Here is an 18,241-nt window from a genome sequence, read left to right as displayed (position 1 = left end):
CTTTAATAATGCCCGGATTTACCATTAACTTTCGCACAAATCCGTCTGCCGCAAGCCAGTGTTCTTCACAGTCAATGTAGTTATATAATATTATTCATTTCTTATACCGTCAAGCAAGCTACAACTTTTCCCCTCCCATTGTAACTATTCAGGGGTTGAAAACGGCTTGTCATTTTGCTATTGGACCGGAATATGGGTGTCGTTTATAATGACAGCGGTGACAGTGGTAACATCAAGCGGAGTTTCCGTGTTCCAGTGCAAATTAAAGGTCTGTTCTTGAGAGTTATAGCTGCCGCCGCCGCCTTGAAGCGTAATAACGCCATCGGCAGTCTCAACTGCCACAGACATTTCACTTGCCATGCACTCTTTACCGTTATATGATCCAATTACTTGAAGTCCCAAAGGACTAAGGGTTATATGCTCAAAAAGATGGCCTTCAACAGGAATATCATTTGTAATGATGCGCATCTTGCGGCTGGTGTCACTCAGATTTACAGCTACCTTCCACCGGCCTTTTACACCGGAATAAACCGAGCCGGCATAGCAAAGGGTATAGCCATCAAGTTCCTCGGTGTCTATAGAAAAGATAGCTTCTTCGTATCTATATACCGCATCCCCGTAGTCGCTTTCTTCCAGGTCTAGCAGGCGGCAGTCCTTATCGCCGTAAAGATCCAATACATAGTCCGGATTAATGAAGTTACCGTCCGGGGTTTTAAGATTTAGATTGGGGTCTGTGCTGCCGAACTCTTTATGAAGAAGCTTGCCTGTCTGAACATGCAGTTTTCCATTGATAATACCAATGTTTGAAATCCATTGGTCGGCTTCCCCGTGGGGCATGGGTGCATAATTGCCGGGAGCAAGGACCGTTGTCAGTTCGTCAAGATCGTCCGGCAAGTCCGAGCTGCTCCTGCCCCAAATGAGGTCGTCCGGTAAGTCCGAGCCGCCCCAAATCTGGCCTCCACGTATGGATACAGTTTCAGCCTCCTTAATGTCCGACAGGGATATAGAAACCGGCTCTTCATATGACCTTTTATCAAAATATATAAGAAAGCTGCCTAATTCCAACGGATCGGACAGCGGTGAATCCGCATCGGCTGTAATAGTGAATTCATAATATATGGTATTGGTTTCCTCATCAAAGTAGAGCATTTTTTGCCCGTAGCCGAAGCTGGCGACAATTTCGTCTGTTTGGCCCTTTGCTTCTTCTTGCGCCTGCGTATTCATTTTCACGGTAAACCCGTCCTGGAAATCGGTTTGCTCAGTCAGTCGGTTTTGCCCGCTTACATCTTGAAGTGACAGGTATATAACTGCCATATTGTCATACTTTTGTGCGCCGATGACCTCCATGCGGATTCCCTGATCTTCACAATATGCCTCAACAGGCTCTGCAATCTCGCCAAAGGATGGGTTGAATCTTTTGATAAACCAATCAAAGCCACCCTGGGCTGCAACTGCCACCGTGACAAACAGCATCACCGACATCACTAGCGCTATAGCTGCAGTCATAGGCCGTCGCATTCGGCGCTGTATGGTGTTAGGAGCTTGTTCATTCAATCGCCTTTTAACCTGTTCGACAAGCTTGCTTTCATCAACAGTGATTCGAGAAAGTGCATCATGTATATCTTGTTCGTTCTTATCAAATGTACTCATGTTTTGTCTCCTTTCCATATTGCCCGGCGGTCAGGTAGGCCGCCAGCTTATTTTTTGCCCGCTCGTATCGCTTGCGCAAAGCAGCAGGAGAACACCCTGATAGTTGGGAAAGTTCCTCATAGCTCAATTCTTCCATTATCCGCCCATAAAGCAGGGCCCGTTCTTTTGGTTTAAGCCGCCGTAGAGCACAAAGTGTTTCGTCACTCAGACCTGTATCATCTATAGGCGAAACTGCTTGGGCGCGGATTTCACTAAAACATAAAATTCTGCGCTTTTTTAGTTGGTTTAGACTGCGATTATATGTAATTTTATACAGCCATGCGGAAAGATTTTTGCCGTCAAAAGCTTTACGGTTTTGATAAGCTGAAAGAAAAACATCCTGCACCACGTTTTCCGCTTCATGGTAGTCGCACAGGATAGCAGTTGCGTAGCGAAGAAGTTTTTCACCATAGAGATTGATTACTTCTTCCAGCTCATCCTCTCCACCGGTGGCAAACCGCTGTCCCAGATCTGTATCACTCATCCATTATCTCCTTTCACTTTTTATCAGCCGACTGTACTCTTATAACAATTCAAATAACGGTTTTGTGACATAAAATCGAAAACAATCGATATTTTTATATCAATATAAGTTGCAATTTCAATATAAAACTTAGTTTTATATATCATGCCTTACGTCATTTTTAATATATCATTTTCATCGATGCCATGCTTTGAGTTGCAATCTTTGCCAACAAATTATTTTTCTTTTTGTAATGAAATTAAATATTATTCGTATTAACATATAGAAAGACTTACTTAGCTAAGTAAAAATTGATTGGGAGGAGGAGAACAAAAATTTGCCGAAGCTCGCTTTAATCGATGCTCAATCTAAAAGAGAAATTCCGGAATTATTAGATATGGAAAAAGAATTTACCTATATTTTTGAAACTTATTACAAGAAGGTGTTTAATTTCGTATACTATCGAGTAAATCATTACTATACAGCAGAGGATTTGACTAGCCAAGTATTCGAAAAAGTAATGATTAAGATAAACACCTATGATGAAACTAAGTCTCCTTTCGAAGTATGGCTATTCGCCATAGCCAGAAATACAGTAAATGATTATTTTAGGAACCTGCAAAACCACAAATTCTTCTCTATTGATACAATCAAGAATTTAATATCAAAGAAAAAAACTCCTGAAGATATTGTGGAAATAGCTGAAACCAATGATGAACTTTTAAAAGCCCTAAGTATTTTAGATGAAAGAGAAAGAAGCATCGTGGCACTTAAATTCGGTGCAGGTTTAAAAAATGTAGAAATTTCAAAGCTGTTAGGTCTTACAGAAAACAATGTCGGGGTGATACTTTTTCGCACTATGAAGAAATTGAAAAAAGAATTAGAAAGGATGGGATAATCTTGGAGAAAAAGAGACTTGAAGACATGTTTTCTACGGACATAGATGCTTATTTAAAGGGCATAAAGCGATTAGACATTACGCAATCCGAAGAATACATTAAGCTTTTGGAATTGGGTAAAACAATGGCAGATAAGGATTTTAGCAAGGACAGCGATAAACAAAAAGTCTTTGAGAGAGCTTTAAGAAATATTAATAAATATAAAGGGAGAGAAGATACTTTGAAAAAGTCAAATAAAACTAAGAGTATTATCACTAAAGTTGCATCATTTGCGCTTGTATGTGTGTTGGGATTTTCCTTGATGCAAACATCTTTTGCTCAGGGAGTAGTTGACAAGATAGTAAGGACCATATCACTTGGGCATATAACAATTTTTGAAAGTAAACCTTCTGACATAAAATCAGTGCCTGTCCCCGATAAATTAAAAGGCAAGATTTTTGATAAGGATGGCAATCCATTAAAAGTACTTTCAGCCGAACATGCTGAGGAAGTATATACCGCTGATGGCGAAAGAATCGCTTACATTGATTCAGATGGAAATATAGTAACCGAAAATGAGCACGAGAAGGCTAGGGCCGACGAGTGTCTGATAATAAAAGACCCCAACCAGTTAAATAATTATACCTGTTTTGATATCAAGCTTCCAAGTTATTTACCTGAAGGTTATAAATTTACAGAGGCAGAATTTTTTAGAGACGAAAATGGCGTCGTAGAAAATAGTAAAATTGTAGGATTGTATTTTGCAAATGAAGAAACGGGGAAATTCGTCTACATGCAGCAGAGAGTTGCCGAGGAGGACACAGGATATGTGACAGGAGCAGATGAGGTTGAAGAATTGAAGATAAACGGTCAGGACGCCGTCCTGTATGGTGACAGTAATCTTGACTGGGAATATAACGGCGTAATTTATATGCTGGTAGGCAGAGGCGAAATCGCCAAAGATGAACTCATAAAAATTGCAGAATCTATAAAATAATAGATAGCTTAGACAAGTAATAACTGCCTAATCGGTGCATAAAAATGTATCTGCTGTACGATAGTTTTTTCTTTTTGACATCGCGCAGCAGATATTTTAATAATATAAGTATTCAATTTTGTTTGGAAGCAGCAGCCTAAAAAATTGGTCTATTTTTTTAGAAAATCTTCAACCGTATATTGGGTAATTACTTTCTTACCTAAAAGAGTTATTGCTTTTTGCGGACATTGGTTAATGCAGCGATAACACATCGTGCATCTATTGCTTACAGTCGGTTCCTCGTAAGGCATAGATAAATTATTCATAGGACATACCATTACACAATTACCACATCTAACACAAAGTTCTTTATCAATTTTTAGTTTGTCAGAATAACTTCTGGTTTTATTGAAAAACCAGAGTCGCTGACCAAAAAGTCCAGCTAAATGAGAGAAAAAACTCAATCCTTCCTGAGTTGGTTTGCCATTTCGCAACTTCTGGGCAGCAATATCCAGTTTATTATTAGCTCTTTCGACTAGTTTCGTATTTTGCATTAAAGAACGTTTTAGCGCTTTTACATCACATATACAGTCAGGCATTTTTATATGTAATCCACCTGTGATAGTTGCTCCATACTTTTTCAAAATTCTTGCTGATACGCCGGCTCCATCACCACTGAAAAGCGACATTGTAGCTATTATAAATATCTTTTTCCCATTCCAAATATGAGAGTTGTCTATTATAAAGTCTCGAACTGTCTTGGGCAGATTACTGTAATATATGGGATAAGCTATTATAAGGCTATCATGGCTTGAAATTTCATTTATAGCTAACTCCGCTTCTTCTAAAGGGATTGCTGAAATTTTCTTATCATAGATGGATATAAATTTTTCTATACAATATTTTGTATTTCCCGTACCGCTAAAATATATACCAATCATTTTACTCCTCCGATTTCAAGATTTATGATAGCTTCAAGAATATCCCATTGGTTTTTCCAGCACTGCCTTTGCCTCGTCGTAAGAAATATTTGTTTTGTTACGTAACTTTCCTACCCCCTTGCAATTCTTGCAGGATACCATTTGGCAAACCATGCTGTAAAAAGCCCCATTAATAAGGGGGCGAGCAAATTGATTAGTCCTATGTATTTTGCCACGGCACTGCTCATTAAGAAATATGAGTATATGGCAATAATTAGATATAATATACCCCAAGCTAAGGTTAGAATCTTGTTTGTTTTTATAAACAGCGGATTAGCAAACGCTTCGTCGCCATTATAATCATTACTTGAATAGTAGGCTGTCAGCGGAATTTTGGCAAGGCACGATAAAATCCACATTAACCCGAACAGCAGGTAGGATAAACAAACTATAAGTTTTAAACTTATGTTAAGCAATGCTAAAACACTTAAAGCAGAAACCATTACAATACTTATTTTGTCGTATATTGTCAGTTTGAATTTGTATGTTAAAATCGGCACAATCGAGCATATTATAACCCCTGCAATACCCGCCCATGTTTTATTTATCGGCAGTAATACCCATAAGATTATCCATTGAATTAAAAGGATATTCATATTGGTTTTAGGTTCAGCCTCAGGAATAGATTTTTTTGTGCCAAAATAATCATCCATTCTGAGCATTGTATTAAAGTCGCCTAAGACTCTGCACTGTTTTTTCATCATGACCGCTGCACCGTTTGCTTTTCCCTCTGAAATTTTATGCCATAAATCAAATGTTGTTTCAATTCGTGTAGTATATGGCATAAAATCATCAGTTTTCAGGATGCACTTTTCTTTTTCGAGCCATAGCTGATATGTTTTATTAATGTCGGCAAAATAAAATTCAATCACGGCATCTTTTACATAACTTTGCGGGTTGTATACTGCAGCCATTTGCCGCATAAAGTTATAAGATTTATCATCTTGGTTACTGTTTTTAGCAGGCTCATTAATCTGCCAGCTGGCATCTGCTGCTTCAACAAATACTTTCGTCGGCAATATGAGTTCATTTAACTTATTTTGCGTGAGCTCAGAAAACTTCCCTGTTTCTGCAAATTCTCTGCCTGCTTGTTCTGCATAATATAAATATTCAGAAGTTTTACCGTCAAGCTGAGGCACAGAAAAAAGTTCTCCTTCAGGACAGATTATTTTCGTCAGTTTATCCCCGAATATAATCTCAAATTGGCGAAAAAGTGCGTCATAGTTATTTTTTACAGTATAAAATCCGCAAGTTGAAATAAGAACATAGCATTGATGTGATAAATCATAACGTGGAGGGTGGCCCGTTGTCCCGTCTTCGTTTATGCTCATATATGGTAAATTTGTCGGCAGCATGCGGTCAAGAAAAGCCTTGATTTTTGACGGCATACCAAAATAATAGAGCGGAAAACTCCATATGATAAGATCTGCTTTGATATATTGCTTAATAAGCTCTTCCATGTCATCTTTAATGACACATCTACCCGGCGTTTTTGTCCAACAGGTAAAGCAGCCCCGGCAGGGCTCTATGTTTTTTGTTTTGATTTCCACAATGTCTATATTGTGCCTTTGCTTGCTGCAAAGCCCCTTTAAAAAGGCTTTCGTTATTTTGAGAGTATTACTTTGCTCTCCCTTCGGGCTGCCATTGAGCACTAAAATATTCACAGCGCTGCCTCCAGATGTAATAAAATACTGGTACCTTGTTAATCCATAAAAATTCACCAGTTTCAAATATCCTTATTCCATTACTTTTGCCTTTGTTCTGATTGTTGTTTGATTGCTTCTGTATATCTTTTTTCCGGAAGCGTCAAAGCCTCGTATTTCATAATAGTATATTGTATCAGGCTGCAGGTCTTCGTCTGTGAAGATTCCATCAAAATTTCCGGATATCTTTTTACCATTGCGATAAAGCGTATATCCTGCAATATCCGAATCAACTACCGCTGCGCTAAAGCTTAAGGCGGCTTGTGTATCAGTTACATCTGATGCGGTCAGTTTTCCGAAATCCGAACTTGCTACCACATCTTTATTATTCTTATTTACTGTAAATCTTATCTTATTATCTGCACCTTTGTAAGTGTCAAAATTAAAGGTATCCAAGATTTCAATTATAACTGTTGCTCTTCCTTTTTTGTTGATTCTAAGGATATCATCATCAATATCGGCTATTTGGAAGTCGCTGGTAGTTATCTTATATTGACTGCTGTCAAGATACATAACGGCAGAGCTGTTATCGCAAAATACGGCTTTCACCTTCAAAGGCGCTTCTTTTTCCTCCTTCAGCATCTTTACCGGTACCACCGCCTGAAATTCCCTGACTTTATGGTTTGCCATAAAACTATGATTTGAAATATATTCTTCTAAGATATTAAGCGCAGCATTAAGGTCTGCCTTGACTTTCGCGGCTACCTGCATATTTAGAGTTTCATCGCCGTCTATTATATCCACTAAATCTTCAATGTTATTTTTAATTGAACCTGCACTTTTTACCGCATCTTTATCACTTTTAAAATCAACTTTAATGTTCCTGACGAGTTCTTTATACTTCTGAGCCTCCTCGCTATCCATGCCGCCATATTTTAAATATATGTCATCGATCTTTCTTAAAATATCGGAAAACATAAGGTTTACAGATTGCTCGGTATCTTCCGTTGTAATTGCAGGCTGTCTGAACACGCCGAGTTTTAGCGCACTGTCATATCCTCCGCTAAAAAGCGACTGAAGTTCAAAAATTCCTACACCATTTGCAGATGCGGCTCTTGCAGCTGCAATTTGCCTTAAAAGTATCTGTATATCAGGTTTTGTAGTTGTGGCAAGCCCCACGTTTACCTGTGCATGCCCTTTAGCAAAAGCCTGTGTTTTATTTATATCTTCAACAACCGGCTGTTCGTAAAGATAATATGACATAGGTATTATTGTGTTAATATAATCCTGCGATATCCAATCCTTTGGATTTTGAAATGTGTCCATTATAGTCTTGTTATAATCCGGCCATACATCTATAGATATTTGAATATCCGGTTTTATAGACTTGACTTCCGAAATAACCCTGTATGCAAAGGAATTTATTATGCCGACTCTAAAATCGCACCAATCCTGCCACAATTTATCCTCCAGAGTCAATGATGCAGGATCAGCTCCGGCGTAATTTTTGAAAAGCTGCCGCGTGTATGAATCGTACCCGAAATCATTAGAATAATCACCAGACTCCGGATATCTCATATAGTCAAACTGTATGCCGTCAATGTCATATTTTTTGACAAGTTCTTTATACATTCCTGATATAAAATCACGAACTTCGGGCATGGCCGGATTCAGGTAATAATATTTAGTTCCCAAACTGTCTTTAAAGTATCTGTCACCTTGCCTGCTCTCAATCATCCATTCGGGCTTTTTCTGTGCTACATTCTGACCTACTAAAAAATCCTCAACCCACGCATAAAGCTTTATTCCTCTGGCATGTGCCTCTGTAATATATGCTTGCAGCACATCAAAACCATCATATATAGGATTATGCTCCATAATTTCATTATTTGTCGGGTATATGCTGTATCCGTTCCAGTATGTTTCAAGATAGACGATATTTATATTGATATCTTGCAGCATGTCAAGGCGTTGTTTTACTTCATCGATGCTGGTTTCCCTAGGTCTGTGCCATACCGCCCTGTTTTCAACTTTTGGTGATTCAAATGTCATATAATAAGCTATATTTGCCTCATTTTGTATATCATTTACGGTTTGTATCAGCTCTCTGTACTCACCTTGACTTAACAGTTCATGCACTTTTTGCATTTGGGATTTGGTCAAATCTATTTTATCCTGTATTTCATCATAATCAATATCGATATATTGTATTTTAGCCAAATTCAAACAGTCCTGAGCCGTTTTTATGGCAAGGTCGGCTGTATCGACATATGAATCCGGTGTTAAAATAATCCTTATTTCCTGTTTCTCTTTATTCAATATTACCCTTGACCCTAAACGAGCATAACTTTGCAGCCAATCTGCTCGGGTTCCGTGACCGGATATTACGAATCCGCCATCCGGAATTTGCAGATTATTTCCGCCCACATTTATTATTTTACCGTCTTCCTGAACAGTCACTTCATAGCCGTATGGGTTTGTGCCGGTATAATCGCCGTAACTTGAGTCGTAGATTATTATCTGGTCCGGACCGCGGAAACCATCATATGGCTTGTCGTTTTTCTTGTCCCAAGCCAAGGGATTATCTTCAATAGACATGGGGTTAAACGCATCATATGTAGTCTTGCCGGCGCTGTAAAGTTTCATATTATCTGTTACAACTGTTACTTTATCACCAAGCTTGACGTTTTCATGGAGCTTATTATAGAAGGAATTCCCGGAATGTATGGATATAACTACTCCATTTGATGGTATGGGTGAGTTGTTGTCTACTACTACTCCGTCGTCATTTTTTATATCAGCTATATCACAAACAGCTCCATCCACCACCGTTAATTCCATTCCCCACCCATTAGTCTTTGTAGACTCGTCATAGGACGAATCATATAATACGATGCAATTTGCGTTTCTTTGTGAATTGACATCATCTATCGGCACAATCAAATTCCCTAGTTTAAAATATTTCTCAGGCAGAATAGGCACATCCAAATTTACAAGTGCTGCTTCCTCACCTATATTAACATTATTTACAAAATCGGCCTTCTCTTTTGTATATGAAATAACATAGCCGTCTGCCGGGATATAAGTGCCTTTGAGCCCATTGGTATTTTTATATGCTACTATATTATTTACAACTACAAACTCAGCAACGCCATCAGCAAAAGGCTTTGTATATTCTCCAAAATTCCTGGTATAAATCGCAACTTGCTCTTGCTCTCGCTCTTTATCAACCAAATTTACGGAGTAGGCGGTGCCATTTTCAAAGACAATCTTCGGCATGCCGGATGCCGCTATATCTATAGTGCTCGCTCCTGCACTAAACTGTATTATGAAGACAGCCGCAATAAAAGCGCCTAGTGCGATGGTCTTGGTAACTTTCAAATTATTTAGCTCCTTTCAGTTTTCGGACAAGATATATTTTATATATGAGTATGTATCAATTATAGCAGGTAACAGCGAAAAACCCAACCAATTCCCTTGTCAAAAATTGTTTTTTTAGTAACAATTCAGAGGTCTGTCATTCTGCTATATACTGCTGTCATTGTTATGAATATATACCTAAACAAAGACGCACTTAACTAAGGGTGGTTGATTAATCACCCTTCGACCAGCTCAAAGAGCAATGCCCAAAAAAAATTATATTTTAGGTAGCCACTGAAACGGGAAATGACACTCCTAATTCTTGTAATTTTTTAAAGTAATAATTAGCTTTTTTCTCTTTATTGAACTTTGTATAATAATCGCTACCTAGATCCTTAAAATGAACATTATCTTTTAACATGTGGTATATTGCAATGAGCATGGAATGGGCTACGGCAGCAGTTGCTCTATCAGCTTACGGCTGCTTACACCGGTTAAGCTGGAAGCGAAAGAACTTAGCTTTATATTAGCACCTTCTAAGGTTTTTTCCAGACGATTAAGTTCTCTTGAACGCTCTTCGATTAGATTTTTACGGCAGCGTACTATTTCACGAAGTTCGCGTTGTTCCTTATCAGGGATAAAACTACTCTTTAAAAGACTATGTTGTAAAAGATCTGCTATCCATTGAGCATCTTTGATATCAGTTTTACGCCCGGGGACAGTTTTCATGTGACGTGCATTAACAACCATCACATCAATGTTTGGTAATTCCAGAATGTTATAGATAGGTTTCCAATAAGCTCCCGTACTTCTGCTTTTTTCCCGTTTCTAAAGCAGGCAACAATAAGTTTTTTGTGCACGTCAATCCCACAACAACGCTCATAAACAGTTTGTATAATAATATTCCTTGCTATTGTTATTATGGCGTTACCCCTGTCTTAATAGCTACATTGCTATACGTCTTTCAAAGACAATTTGTGGTTCTGCAGCAGGAGTATTTTCAAATTCTGAGTCGATCTCATTGTGACAATGACACTCGAACTCATGCCATAACTAGTGTATAATCAAGGAATAGCAATTAATATTCGTTTATTGTGGCGTGGAAACACGTGGGAATTCTGAGTGCAGCGAAGAATCTTATCTATTTAATCCTTATAAAGATTCTTCACTGCGTTCAGGATGACAAGTTGTTTCCAATCTCCGAATAGTAACATATAGGACTTTCTGTATTAAATTTCTGTTAAACTTGGATTCTATCACAAATCTCAAGTAATGCAAATATAGTTTTATCTTTACCCGGTCTGTCGCATTGAATTTTGTCGAAGTTATTAATACAATCGTTTTAATTATTGGTTTTTAGAGACCTTATGTTATGCTTGTTCGCTGCTAGTTGCTAAATTATATTTGGTATATATTCTATATATTATCACCGCTGTTTCTGCTCTTGTTGCATTTCCTTTCGGATTTATCATGTTGCCTGTGCTTCCTTGAATAATGCCTTCTTTTATCAGTGTGGCCACACCTTCAATTGCATAGCTGGAAACTTCGCCAGCATCGGCAAATGTGCTGATGTCTTCAAATGTTCCGGTGGTGGATATCTTGTTTGTTGTTTTTAGGGCTCTTGCTACTATTACCATCATGTCTTGTCTGGATATTTGTGCTTGTGGGTTGAATTTGTTGTAACCTATTCCTTGTGCTATGCCTAGTTTTTTGGCTATGCCTAACGGTTCGTAGTAGTAGGTGCCTGGTTCAATATCGTCAAAGTTTGTGTCAATGTCTGTTTTAAGATTTAGTGCTCTCACTAGTAATGTTATGAAGTCTGCTCTTGTTATGTTTTTTCCCGGTTCAAAGGTGTTTTCTGTGGTTCCTTTTATGATGCCTTGGGACGCTAGTGTTTCTATTGCTTCTTTTGCCCACGGGTAGTCTGTTATGTCGTTGAAGGTCTTTTTGCTGGGTGTTGGTTCGGGCTCTTTTTCTTCGGTTTGTTCTGTTTTATTACTGCCTCCTCCGCTGCTTGTTTTTTTGGTAACTTTTACTTCACAGGTGGCTGTCTTACCTTGGTAGGTTGCTGTTATTATTGTTTCTCCTACTGTTTTGGCAGTTATTATTCCTTTGTCTGTTACTGTGGCTACTGATGAATCGGATGTTTTGTATTGGGCTTTGTCTGTTATGTCTTGCTCGCTTCCGTCACTGTATGCTGCGATGACTTGTAGTTGTTTGGTCTGGCCTATCTTTAAGGTGTATTTTGTTTGGTCTAATCTAATCATTGTTAGTGTCGGTTCTATTGTTTCTTTTGTTACGTTAAATTCTTTTGTATCTATGATATCCCCTTGCCCTACTATTAATGTGTATTTTCCTTCTGGGGTATCTTCCGGTAAGGTGAAGTTGTCTTCAAAGGGGCTGCCGGTTAGTACGTTTACGTATAGTACTGTTTTGTTAGGTCGTAAGACTTTTACGGTTACTTCTCCTAGATTGGTTGTGCCTTTTATGGTAATCTGATCACCGGGTCTTTTGTTATGTATGTCTTCTAGGGTTATAGTATCAGCAGCTATTGCTTTAAAGGGCATTAGTGTTGTTAAGAGGATTATTAGAGTTAGAATGCTTGTCATTCGTTTTTTCATGGTTTCATTCCTTCCTCTTTTGTGCTAGGTGATTGTATCTACAACAGATACAATCACCTTTGGTTCTTTATTTAGTGTTGGTATTAAAAATATCTCTTTTTATACTTAAATGTTTAAAATTCAATATATCAGCTTATAAATACTTTTTCTCTAGTCGAGTTCAGTCGGTTCTGCAAGATTTAACGGAGCAGTTATATCACTGTCAAAGCGATCAAATACGAATACTTTTACTTTGTAAGCTAGGCTTTCATAGTCTTTTACATTAAAGTGAGCTGTGAATACTTCTTCAGTTACTATATCTTTCTCTAATGCAATGATGCTTATCGGTGTTGTGCCTTTCATCAGTTGGAATAGAACTACTTCATTACCTGGATGTGTATTTGATTCTGTCTTGTGTTTTACTTTTACCTTGGCTTTGATACCTGTGGTTCTGTCAAGTTTAGTTCCAGATATAATGGTGAATGACTTTTCTTCTGATATTGCTTCTACTGTTATATTTGCCACAGCTTTGATGTCTGTCCCTTCAACAGTTCCTTTTACTGTAAACTTGCCTATATTAGCATACTGTTCAGGATTTATTTCATTCCAAATTACATTTACTTCAGCTGTTGAATTATCGCTGTATATCACTATAACTTTGTCAGGAAGTATAGGAGGTTCTCCAACTTTAGTTGTAATTTCTACAGGTTTGATTGATGATATTACTTTTTCTGGGATATCTTCTGCTATTACCTCGATTGTTTTTTCTATGGGCTGTACTTGTAGTTCTTCAACTTCTGTTGTTTTTATAAGAGCTTTTGATATTCCTATAATACCTGATTTAGTTTCGGTAATTTCTTTGGCTTTAAAAACTATGTCAAATAGTTCTATTGCTTCAGCTGTTACCGGTTCTTTAAAGTCGATGGATACCTTAACGCTTCCTAGTTCGTCCTCATAGACTTTACTTATTACAGTATTGTCATCTGCTGTTTGACATGTTATAAGTTCAAATAGGTTAGTGTCGTAATTTATTGTTATGTCTGCTGCATAGACTGCTTCTGTTACATTGCTTAAGCCTATTTTTGTTGTAAATTCAATGCCTGACTGGACTGAGTTAGGGCTTGTTAGGGTGATTTTTGGTTCAGCAATTGGTTCTTCATCTGATTTTTTAAATTTGGCATCTGCCCAGTCAGCATGATCCTCCGCATTTCCATCTCCCGCGTCATGGGCCACTAATTTTAGCTCATTTTTACCTCTTACATCTATACTTATAAATTGTGCTGGGGTTCTTGCAGTCATTACATCACTTTCAAATACTTTCTCACCATCTAACCAAACTTCAAATATAATACTGCCATTGCTTATTTCACGGTCTACCCCGATATATGACTCAAAAATACCATAACCCTTTCCTTCAATGTCATATATGATTTCTGAGTCGGCATGTGTTCCTATACCTTTTTCGAATGTTATTACCTGATTCGATGGCCCTAACAATCTTAATGGATTACCTTCAACGCTTTTATCTCTTTGGATGGTTTGCCAGCCACAAGTAGCATTTATCCAGTCAATATCGGAAAGATATATTTCTGGAACAGTAATAAATTTGATTGAATAAATAGTTGTAACTCCTAATTCTGATGTTGCTGTTATAGTCGCGGTTCCGGGCAGTGTTTCTGCTTGGGTTACTTCTAATTGGACTTTATCACTCGTGGGTATAGGCTCAACTACAGGTGGTATGGTTCTGCTTCCTTCTAAAATTTGTATTTCATAATCCGGTATTTGGCTATTAAAAGATGGTAACGGCTTTCCATCAATGTTAATACCTTTTAATGCATCTAGGCTTATTACTTCCTTGTTCAATTCCATAGGTGATTGTGTTGACAAAGTAATTGGTTTTAATCGATAGCTGTAAGAATATGGTTTGCCAGGATAAAGTGTAAACTCAGAATGAGGTTTTGCACCCCAGCTATCGTCACCACCTAATCCCATCTGCTTATAATTTAACCGCAAAGTAATATCATCGCGACGTACCAGTTTATAGGGATGGCTTGCAGTAGATAAGTCTTCAGGTGTGTAATGCAGTGCGTTAACTTCAATAAGCGGCATTCCTATAGCCAACAGCCCAAAACCTTCATCATTTGTCAATGTTACCCATCTAACATCGGTCTTATTTCCGGTTTCTGAAGGTTCAAGATACGGTATAAATTCTTCATCCACAGTACTATTATATACTCCCACAAGTGCACCTGTATTTCTATCCCAATAATTTTCTTGAGGTCCTCGTCCATACCACTTAATATTTTCAAATTCTTCCGGCAATGTTAGTATTGTTCCTATTTCAGGTATTTCAGGGAGGCTTGAATCCGATATTAATGTATTGTTAACCACCACATCGCCACTGCCGTAAAAAACATATGTTGCTTTGTATTCTGACTCTACTTTTGTAGGCAATGTTGCATCTACGTCTATCTGTATAACTTGATCTGCAAGCCTTGTTACCGTTACATTGCTTATTTGCCTATTTTCTCCGGCATAGCGCCATGTAGCAGTTCTTGACGGCATGCCGTTTCCTTTATCATTATCAATAGGTGCTCTCCAGAAGTTGGGTATTGGACCTTCTTTAATGACTTCTTTGTCATCATACACATAAGATGACATAGTTCCTTTAGATTTATCAAACACTATGGTAAATTTATCTCCGTTTATTAATATTTCCTCATCATTTTCCTCAAGTTCAAGCTCAGGCATATCCGATATGCTTAAGGATAATGGTTCTTTGCTAAAAGGCATACTAAACTGTTCTTTGGCAATTTCATGACCTGCATCAGCCCAAGGAGTATCTTCTTTTAATGTAAAGTTTATATTTAGCCAATATTCTGCACCGGGTTTTATCTGTGGAGTCTCAAAAGGCACCGTAATAACTTTAGAAGAAAGGGGGGCAAGGTCAATTACTATATTGCCTGAGTCGATTATTTCATCATCTTCTAATAACTCCCATGACATATTAAATTCTTCAAGATTTGTAAACAAATATTTATTTTGTATTTCTATCTGACCGTTTTCTAAATCAACAGCTTTAATTCCTATATTTTGATACACTTTTTTTACTTCATAAAGTTCCGGCTGCACTGTCCTGTCAGGGAATATTAAGCCATTTGCACAGAAGTTTCCATCATTTGGATTGTCTCCCCAATCTCCGCCATAGGCAAAGAATTCACTATCACGATAACCATCTTCCTCTACATCTTCAAAATCCACCCACAGCACTGTACTTTCATCGGGTTGTCTTTCATGGTTATTTATTTCATCAATAGTAAGTGCACGGTTATAGATTCGGGCATCATCAATTAAACCATTAAAACCTCGATTCCTCTCAACATCCCGGCCTATTCCCACAGGGTATGCGTTAGCCGTGATTTTTGCGGTGGTTTCTTTTTCAGCTTTTAATTCACCATCGATATATATCGTTAATTTTGTTCCATCATAGGTTCCTGCCACATGATGCCACTCTCCAAACCAGTCTGACGGTGTATCTGCAGCAGCCGCTACCCATTGAGTCCATTGCCCCGGAATATCTGCATCATAAATATAAAATTCAATTACACTTCTATTTTGTTGCAAGTAATTTGCAGTATGCTTAATTGCAAATTGACTGTCACCCTTTGCAATAATTACATTGTCACTGCTTGCAGAAGCTTCTGGTTTTACCCAAGCTTCAAGGGTAAGGCCTTGACCTGTAATGTTTAATTCAGGTACATCAGGTAAAATTGTGTATCCCCTCAAAGCATTACCAGATCTACCTACTTCTAATTCACCAAACATCTCGGATTTAAATTTATTGTTACTTTTATCAGAAATTATTCTCTTAACAGGCGTAGGCCATCTAAGGGCTTGATCTACCCAATCCCATATAAAGCCGCCTTGAAGATTCGGGTATTTTTCTATAACATCCCAGTATTTGAATAAGTTGCCTACACTGTTACCCATAGCATGGGCATATTCACATAATATATATGGCTTAGTGCCGGTTTTACCGTAATTTTCAACAGTACCTACTCTAGCATACATATTGCTTTGAACATCAGCCCATTGGTTATCCCCTTCATAATGGATGATACGTGTAGGATCTGCTTGCCGTGCCCATTCCGCCATATGCTTGAATGTGGTTCCGCTACCGGCCTCATTACCTAAAGACCATATTAGCACCGATGGATGGTTCTTATCTCGTTCTACCATACTCTTCATTCTATCAAGGCACGCATCTAACCAGTTAGGGTCACTTTTAGGTAATGTACCATTAGCTCCATGAGATTCAACATTTGCTTCGTCAATTAGGTAAAGACCATATTCATCGCAAAGGTCATACCACATTGGATCATTAGGATAGTGTGATGTGCGCACAGCATTTATATTAAATTGCTTCATTAATAGAATATCTTGAATCATTCTTTCTTTTGAGATGACCCTTCCGGTGTCCGGATCTATTTCGTGTCGGTTTGTACCTTTGAACATAATAGGCTTACCATTGATTTTCATCTGCTTATCTTCTATTTCAAATTCCCTAAAACCCACTCTACAACTGGTAGTTTCGAGGATATTATCTGTTGAATCTTTTAAACTCAACACCAGTGTATAAAGATTCGGGTCTTCAGCCGACCATTTTAGCGGATTCTCTATAAACTGCTCTAATTCTACTGAAACTTCATTTTCTTCTTCACCGAAGCTTGCCGTTGTATAAAAAGGTTCTAATAAAACCGGAGATTCATCTGCATCATACAACATTGCTTCAACTTTATAATTATCAGGATTTTCAATACCAAGGTTCCTTAAATCTACTCTGAGGTTTAAAGTTGCATCTTTATATTGATCATCTAGATCTGTCTCGACTTTAAAATCGCGTATATGCACCTTTGGTACTGAGTAAAGATATACATCACGGAATATACCGCTTAATCGAATAAAATCTTGATCTTCCAGCCAACTTCCGTCAGACCAGCGGTAAACCTCAACAGCAATGGTATTTTCACCCTGTTCTAAATACTCCGTGATATTAAATTCTGCAGGTGTAAAGCTATCTTCGCTATAGCCTACTTCTTGTCCATTTACCCAGAGGTAAAAAGCTGATTCTACACCTTGGAAGGAGATAAAAACCTCGCGTCCATCCCAGTCTTCAGGTATAGTAAATGTGTGTCGATAAGAACCAACGGGGTTATATACCGTAGGGGCTTTCGGTGGTTTAGGATTTTCATAACCTGTCCAAGGATATGTAACATTAGTATATATAGGGTAGTCATATCCTTGTAGCTGCCAGCAGCTGGGAACCGGTATCTCATCCCATTGGCTTACATCAAAATCCTCTTTATAAAAATCCACAGGTCTTGAAGCCGGATTTTTAGACCAGTGGAATTTCCACTGTCCGTTAAGTAGTTTAAAGTAGGGAGAGTTGTCTCTGTCTCGCATTAGAGCCGTTTCAACATCAGCAAAAGGTATAAATGTCGCATGAGCTGGTTCTCGTTTTACCTGAAATAGCGTAGGATTGTCATTCCATTCTTGTATGCCATCCGACGGCATCGCAAAGGCAGCTATACCTAAATTAGTCAAGATAAAAACCAATAAAACGAAGCTAGTAATAAGTTTTTTTGACATTTT

9 protein-coding genes and 1 pseudogene are annotated in these 18,241 nt (G+C 38.1%); 2 read left to right on the top strand and 8 right to left on the bottom strand.

Annotation, left to right across the window (positions count from 1 at the left end; genetic code table 11):
- Positions 1-177: 177 nt before the first annotated feature.
- Together TEPIRE1_RS03870 and TEPIRE1_RS03865 are read right to left on the bottom strand one after the other, a co-directional pair.
- Positions 178-1,650, bottom strand: a complete 1,473-nt coding sequence (locus TEPIRE1_RS03870) for a hypothetical protein (protein ID WP_013777868.1) — start codon at positions 1,648-1,650, stop codon at positions 178-180.
- The gene (locus TEPIRE1_RS03865) at positions 1,637-2,173 is read right to left on the bottom strand and encodes an RNA polymerase sigma factor (RefSeq protein WP_013777867.1); all 537 of its coding nucleotides are present in this window, start codon (positions 2,171-2,173) and stop codon (positions 1,637-1,639) included. The genes TEPIRE1_RS03870 and TEPIRE1_RS03865 overlap by 14 nt, the downstream gene beginning before the upstream one ends.
- Before the next feature lie 316 nt (positions 2,174-2,489).
- Here TEPIRE1_RS03865 and TEPIRE1_RS03860 point away from each other — a divergent pair, with 316 nt between their 5' ends.
- Both TEPIRE1_RS03860 and TEPIRE1_RS03855 read left to right on the top strand, forming a co-directional pair.
- Positions 2,490-3,050 (top strand): sigma-70 family RNA polymerase sigma factor, encoded by a 561-nt coding sequence (locus TEPIRE1_RS03860; protein WP_013777866.1) that lies wholly within the window; start codon positions 2,490-2,492, stop codon positions 3,048-3,050.
- Between the two features lie 2 nt (positions 3,051-3,052).
- Positions 3,053-4,027 carry a DUF4367 domain-containing protein gene (locus tag TEPIRE1_RS03855; protein WP_013777865.1) on the top strand — a complete coding sequence of 325 codons (975 nt, stop codon included), beginning with the start codon at positions 3,053-3,055 and terminating at the stop codon, positions 4,025-4,027.
- A gap of 149 nt (positions 4,028-4,176) precedes the next feature.
- On the opposite strand, the gene TEPIRE1_RS03850 is transcribed toward TEPIRE1_RS03855, so the two are convergent.
- The 6 genes and pseudogenes from TEPIRE1_RS03850 to TEPIRE1_RS03825 all read right to left on the bottom strand — a co-directional run bounded on the left by TEPIRE1_RS03850 (position 4,177) and on the right by TEPIRE1_RS03825 (position 18,238).
- Positions 4,177-4,947 carry an EFR1 family ferrodoxin gene (locus TEPIRE1_RS03850; RefSeq protein ID WP_013777864.1) on the bottom strand — a complete coding sequence of 257 codons (771 nt, stop codon included), beginning with the start codon at positions 4,945-4,947 and terminating at the stop codon, positions 4,177-4,179.
- Between the two features lie 110 nt (positions 4,948-5,057).
- Positions 5,058-6,650: a flavodoxin family protein gene (locus TEPIRE1_RS03845; RefSeq protein WP_013777863.1), complete on the bottom strand. Its 1,593-nt coding sequence runs from the start codon at positions 6,648-6,650 to the stop codon at positions 5,058-5,060.
- Positions 6,651-6,722: 72 nt separating this feature from the next.
- Positions 6,723-10,010 carry a glycoside hydrolase family 10 protein gene (locus tag TEPIRE1_RS03840; protein WP_013777862.1) on the bottom strand — a complete coding sequence of 1,096 codons (3,288 nt, stop codon included), beginning with the start codon at positions 10,008-10,010 and terminating at the stop codon, positions 6,723-6,725.
- Between the two features lie 435 nt (positions 10,011-10,445).
- A pseudogene (locus TEPIRE1_RS14070) lies at positions 10,446-10,885 on the bottom strand (IS110 family transposase); the annotation flags it as partial.
- Positions 10,886-11,359: 474 nt separating this feature from the next.
- Complete coding sequence (locus TEPIRE1_RS03830; RefSeq protein WP_013777861.1) at positions 11,360-12,610, bottom strand: S-layer homology domain-containing protein; 1,251 nt, start codon at positions 12,608-12,610, stop codon at positions 11,360-11,362.
- 150 nt (positions 12,611-12,760) lie between these two features.
- Entirely contained in the window at positions 12,761-18,238 is a 5,478-nt protein-coding gene (locus tag TEPIRE1_RS03825; protein WP_013777860.1) for a glycoside hydrolase family 2 TIM barrel-domain containing protein, read from the bottom strand.
- Between the last annotated feature and the right edge of the window lie 3 nt (positions 18,239-18,241).

The sequence above is a fragment of the Tepidanaerobacter acetatoxydans Re1 genome (genome assembly GCF_000328765.2).
GTDB classification, from domain to species: Bacteria; Bacillota; Thermosediminibacteria; order Thermosediminibacterales; family Tepidanaerobacteraceae; genus Tepidanaerobacter; species Tepidanaerobacter acetatoxydans.
Note: the sequence above shows the minus strand (reverse complement) of the source record. Positions and strands in the feature narration are given on the sequence as shown.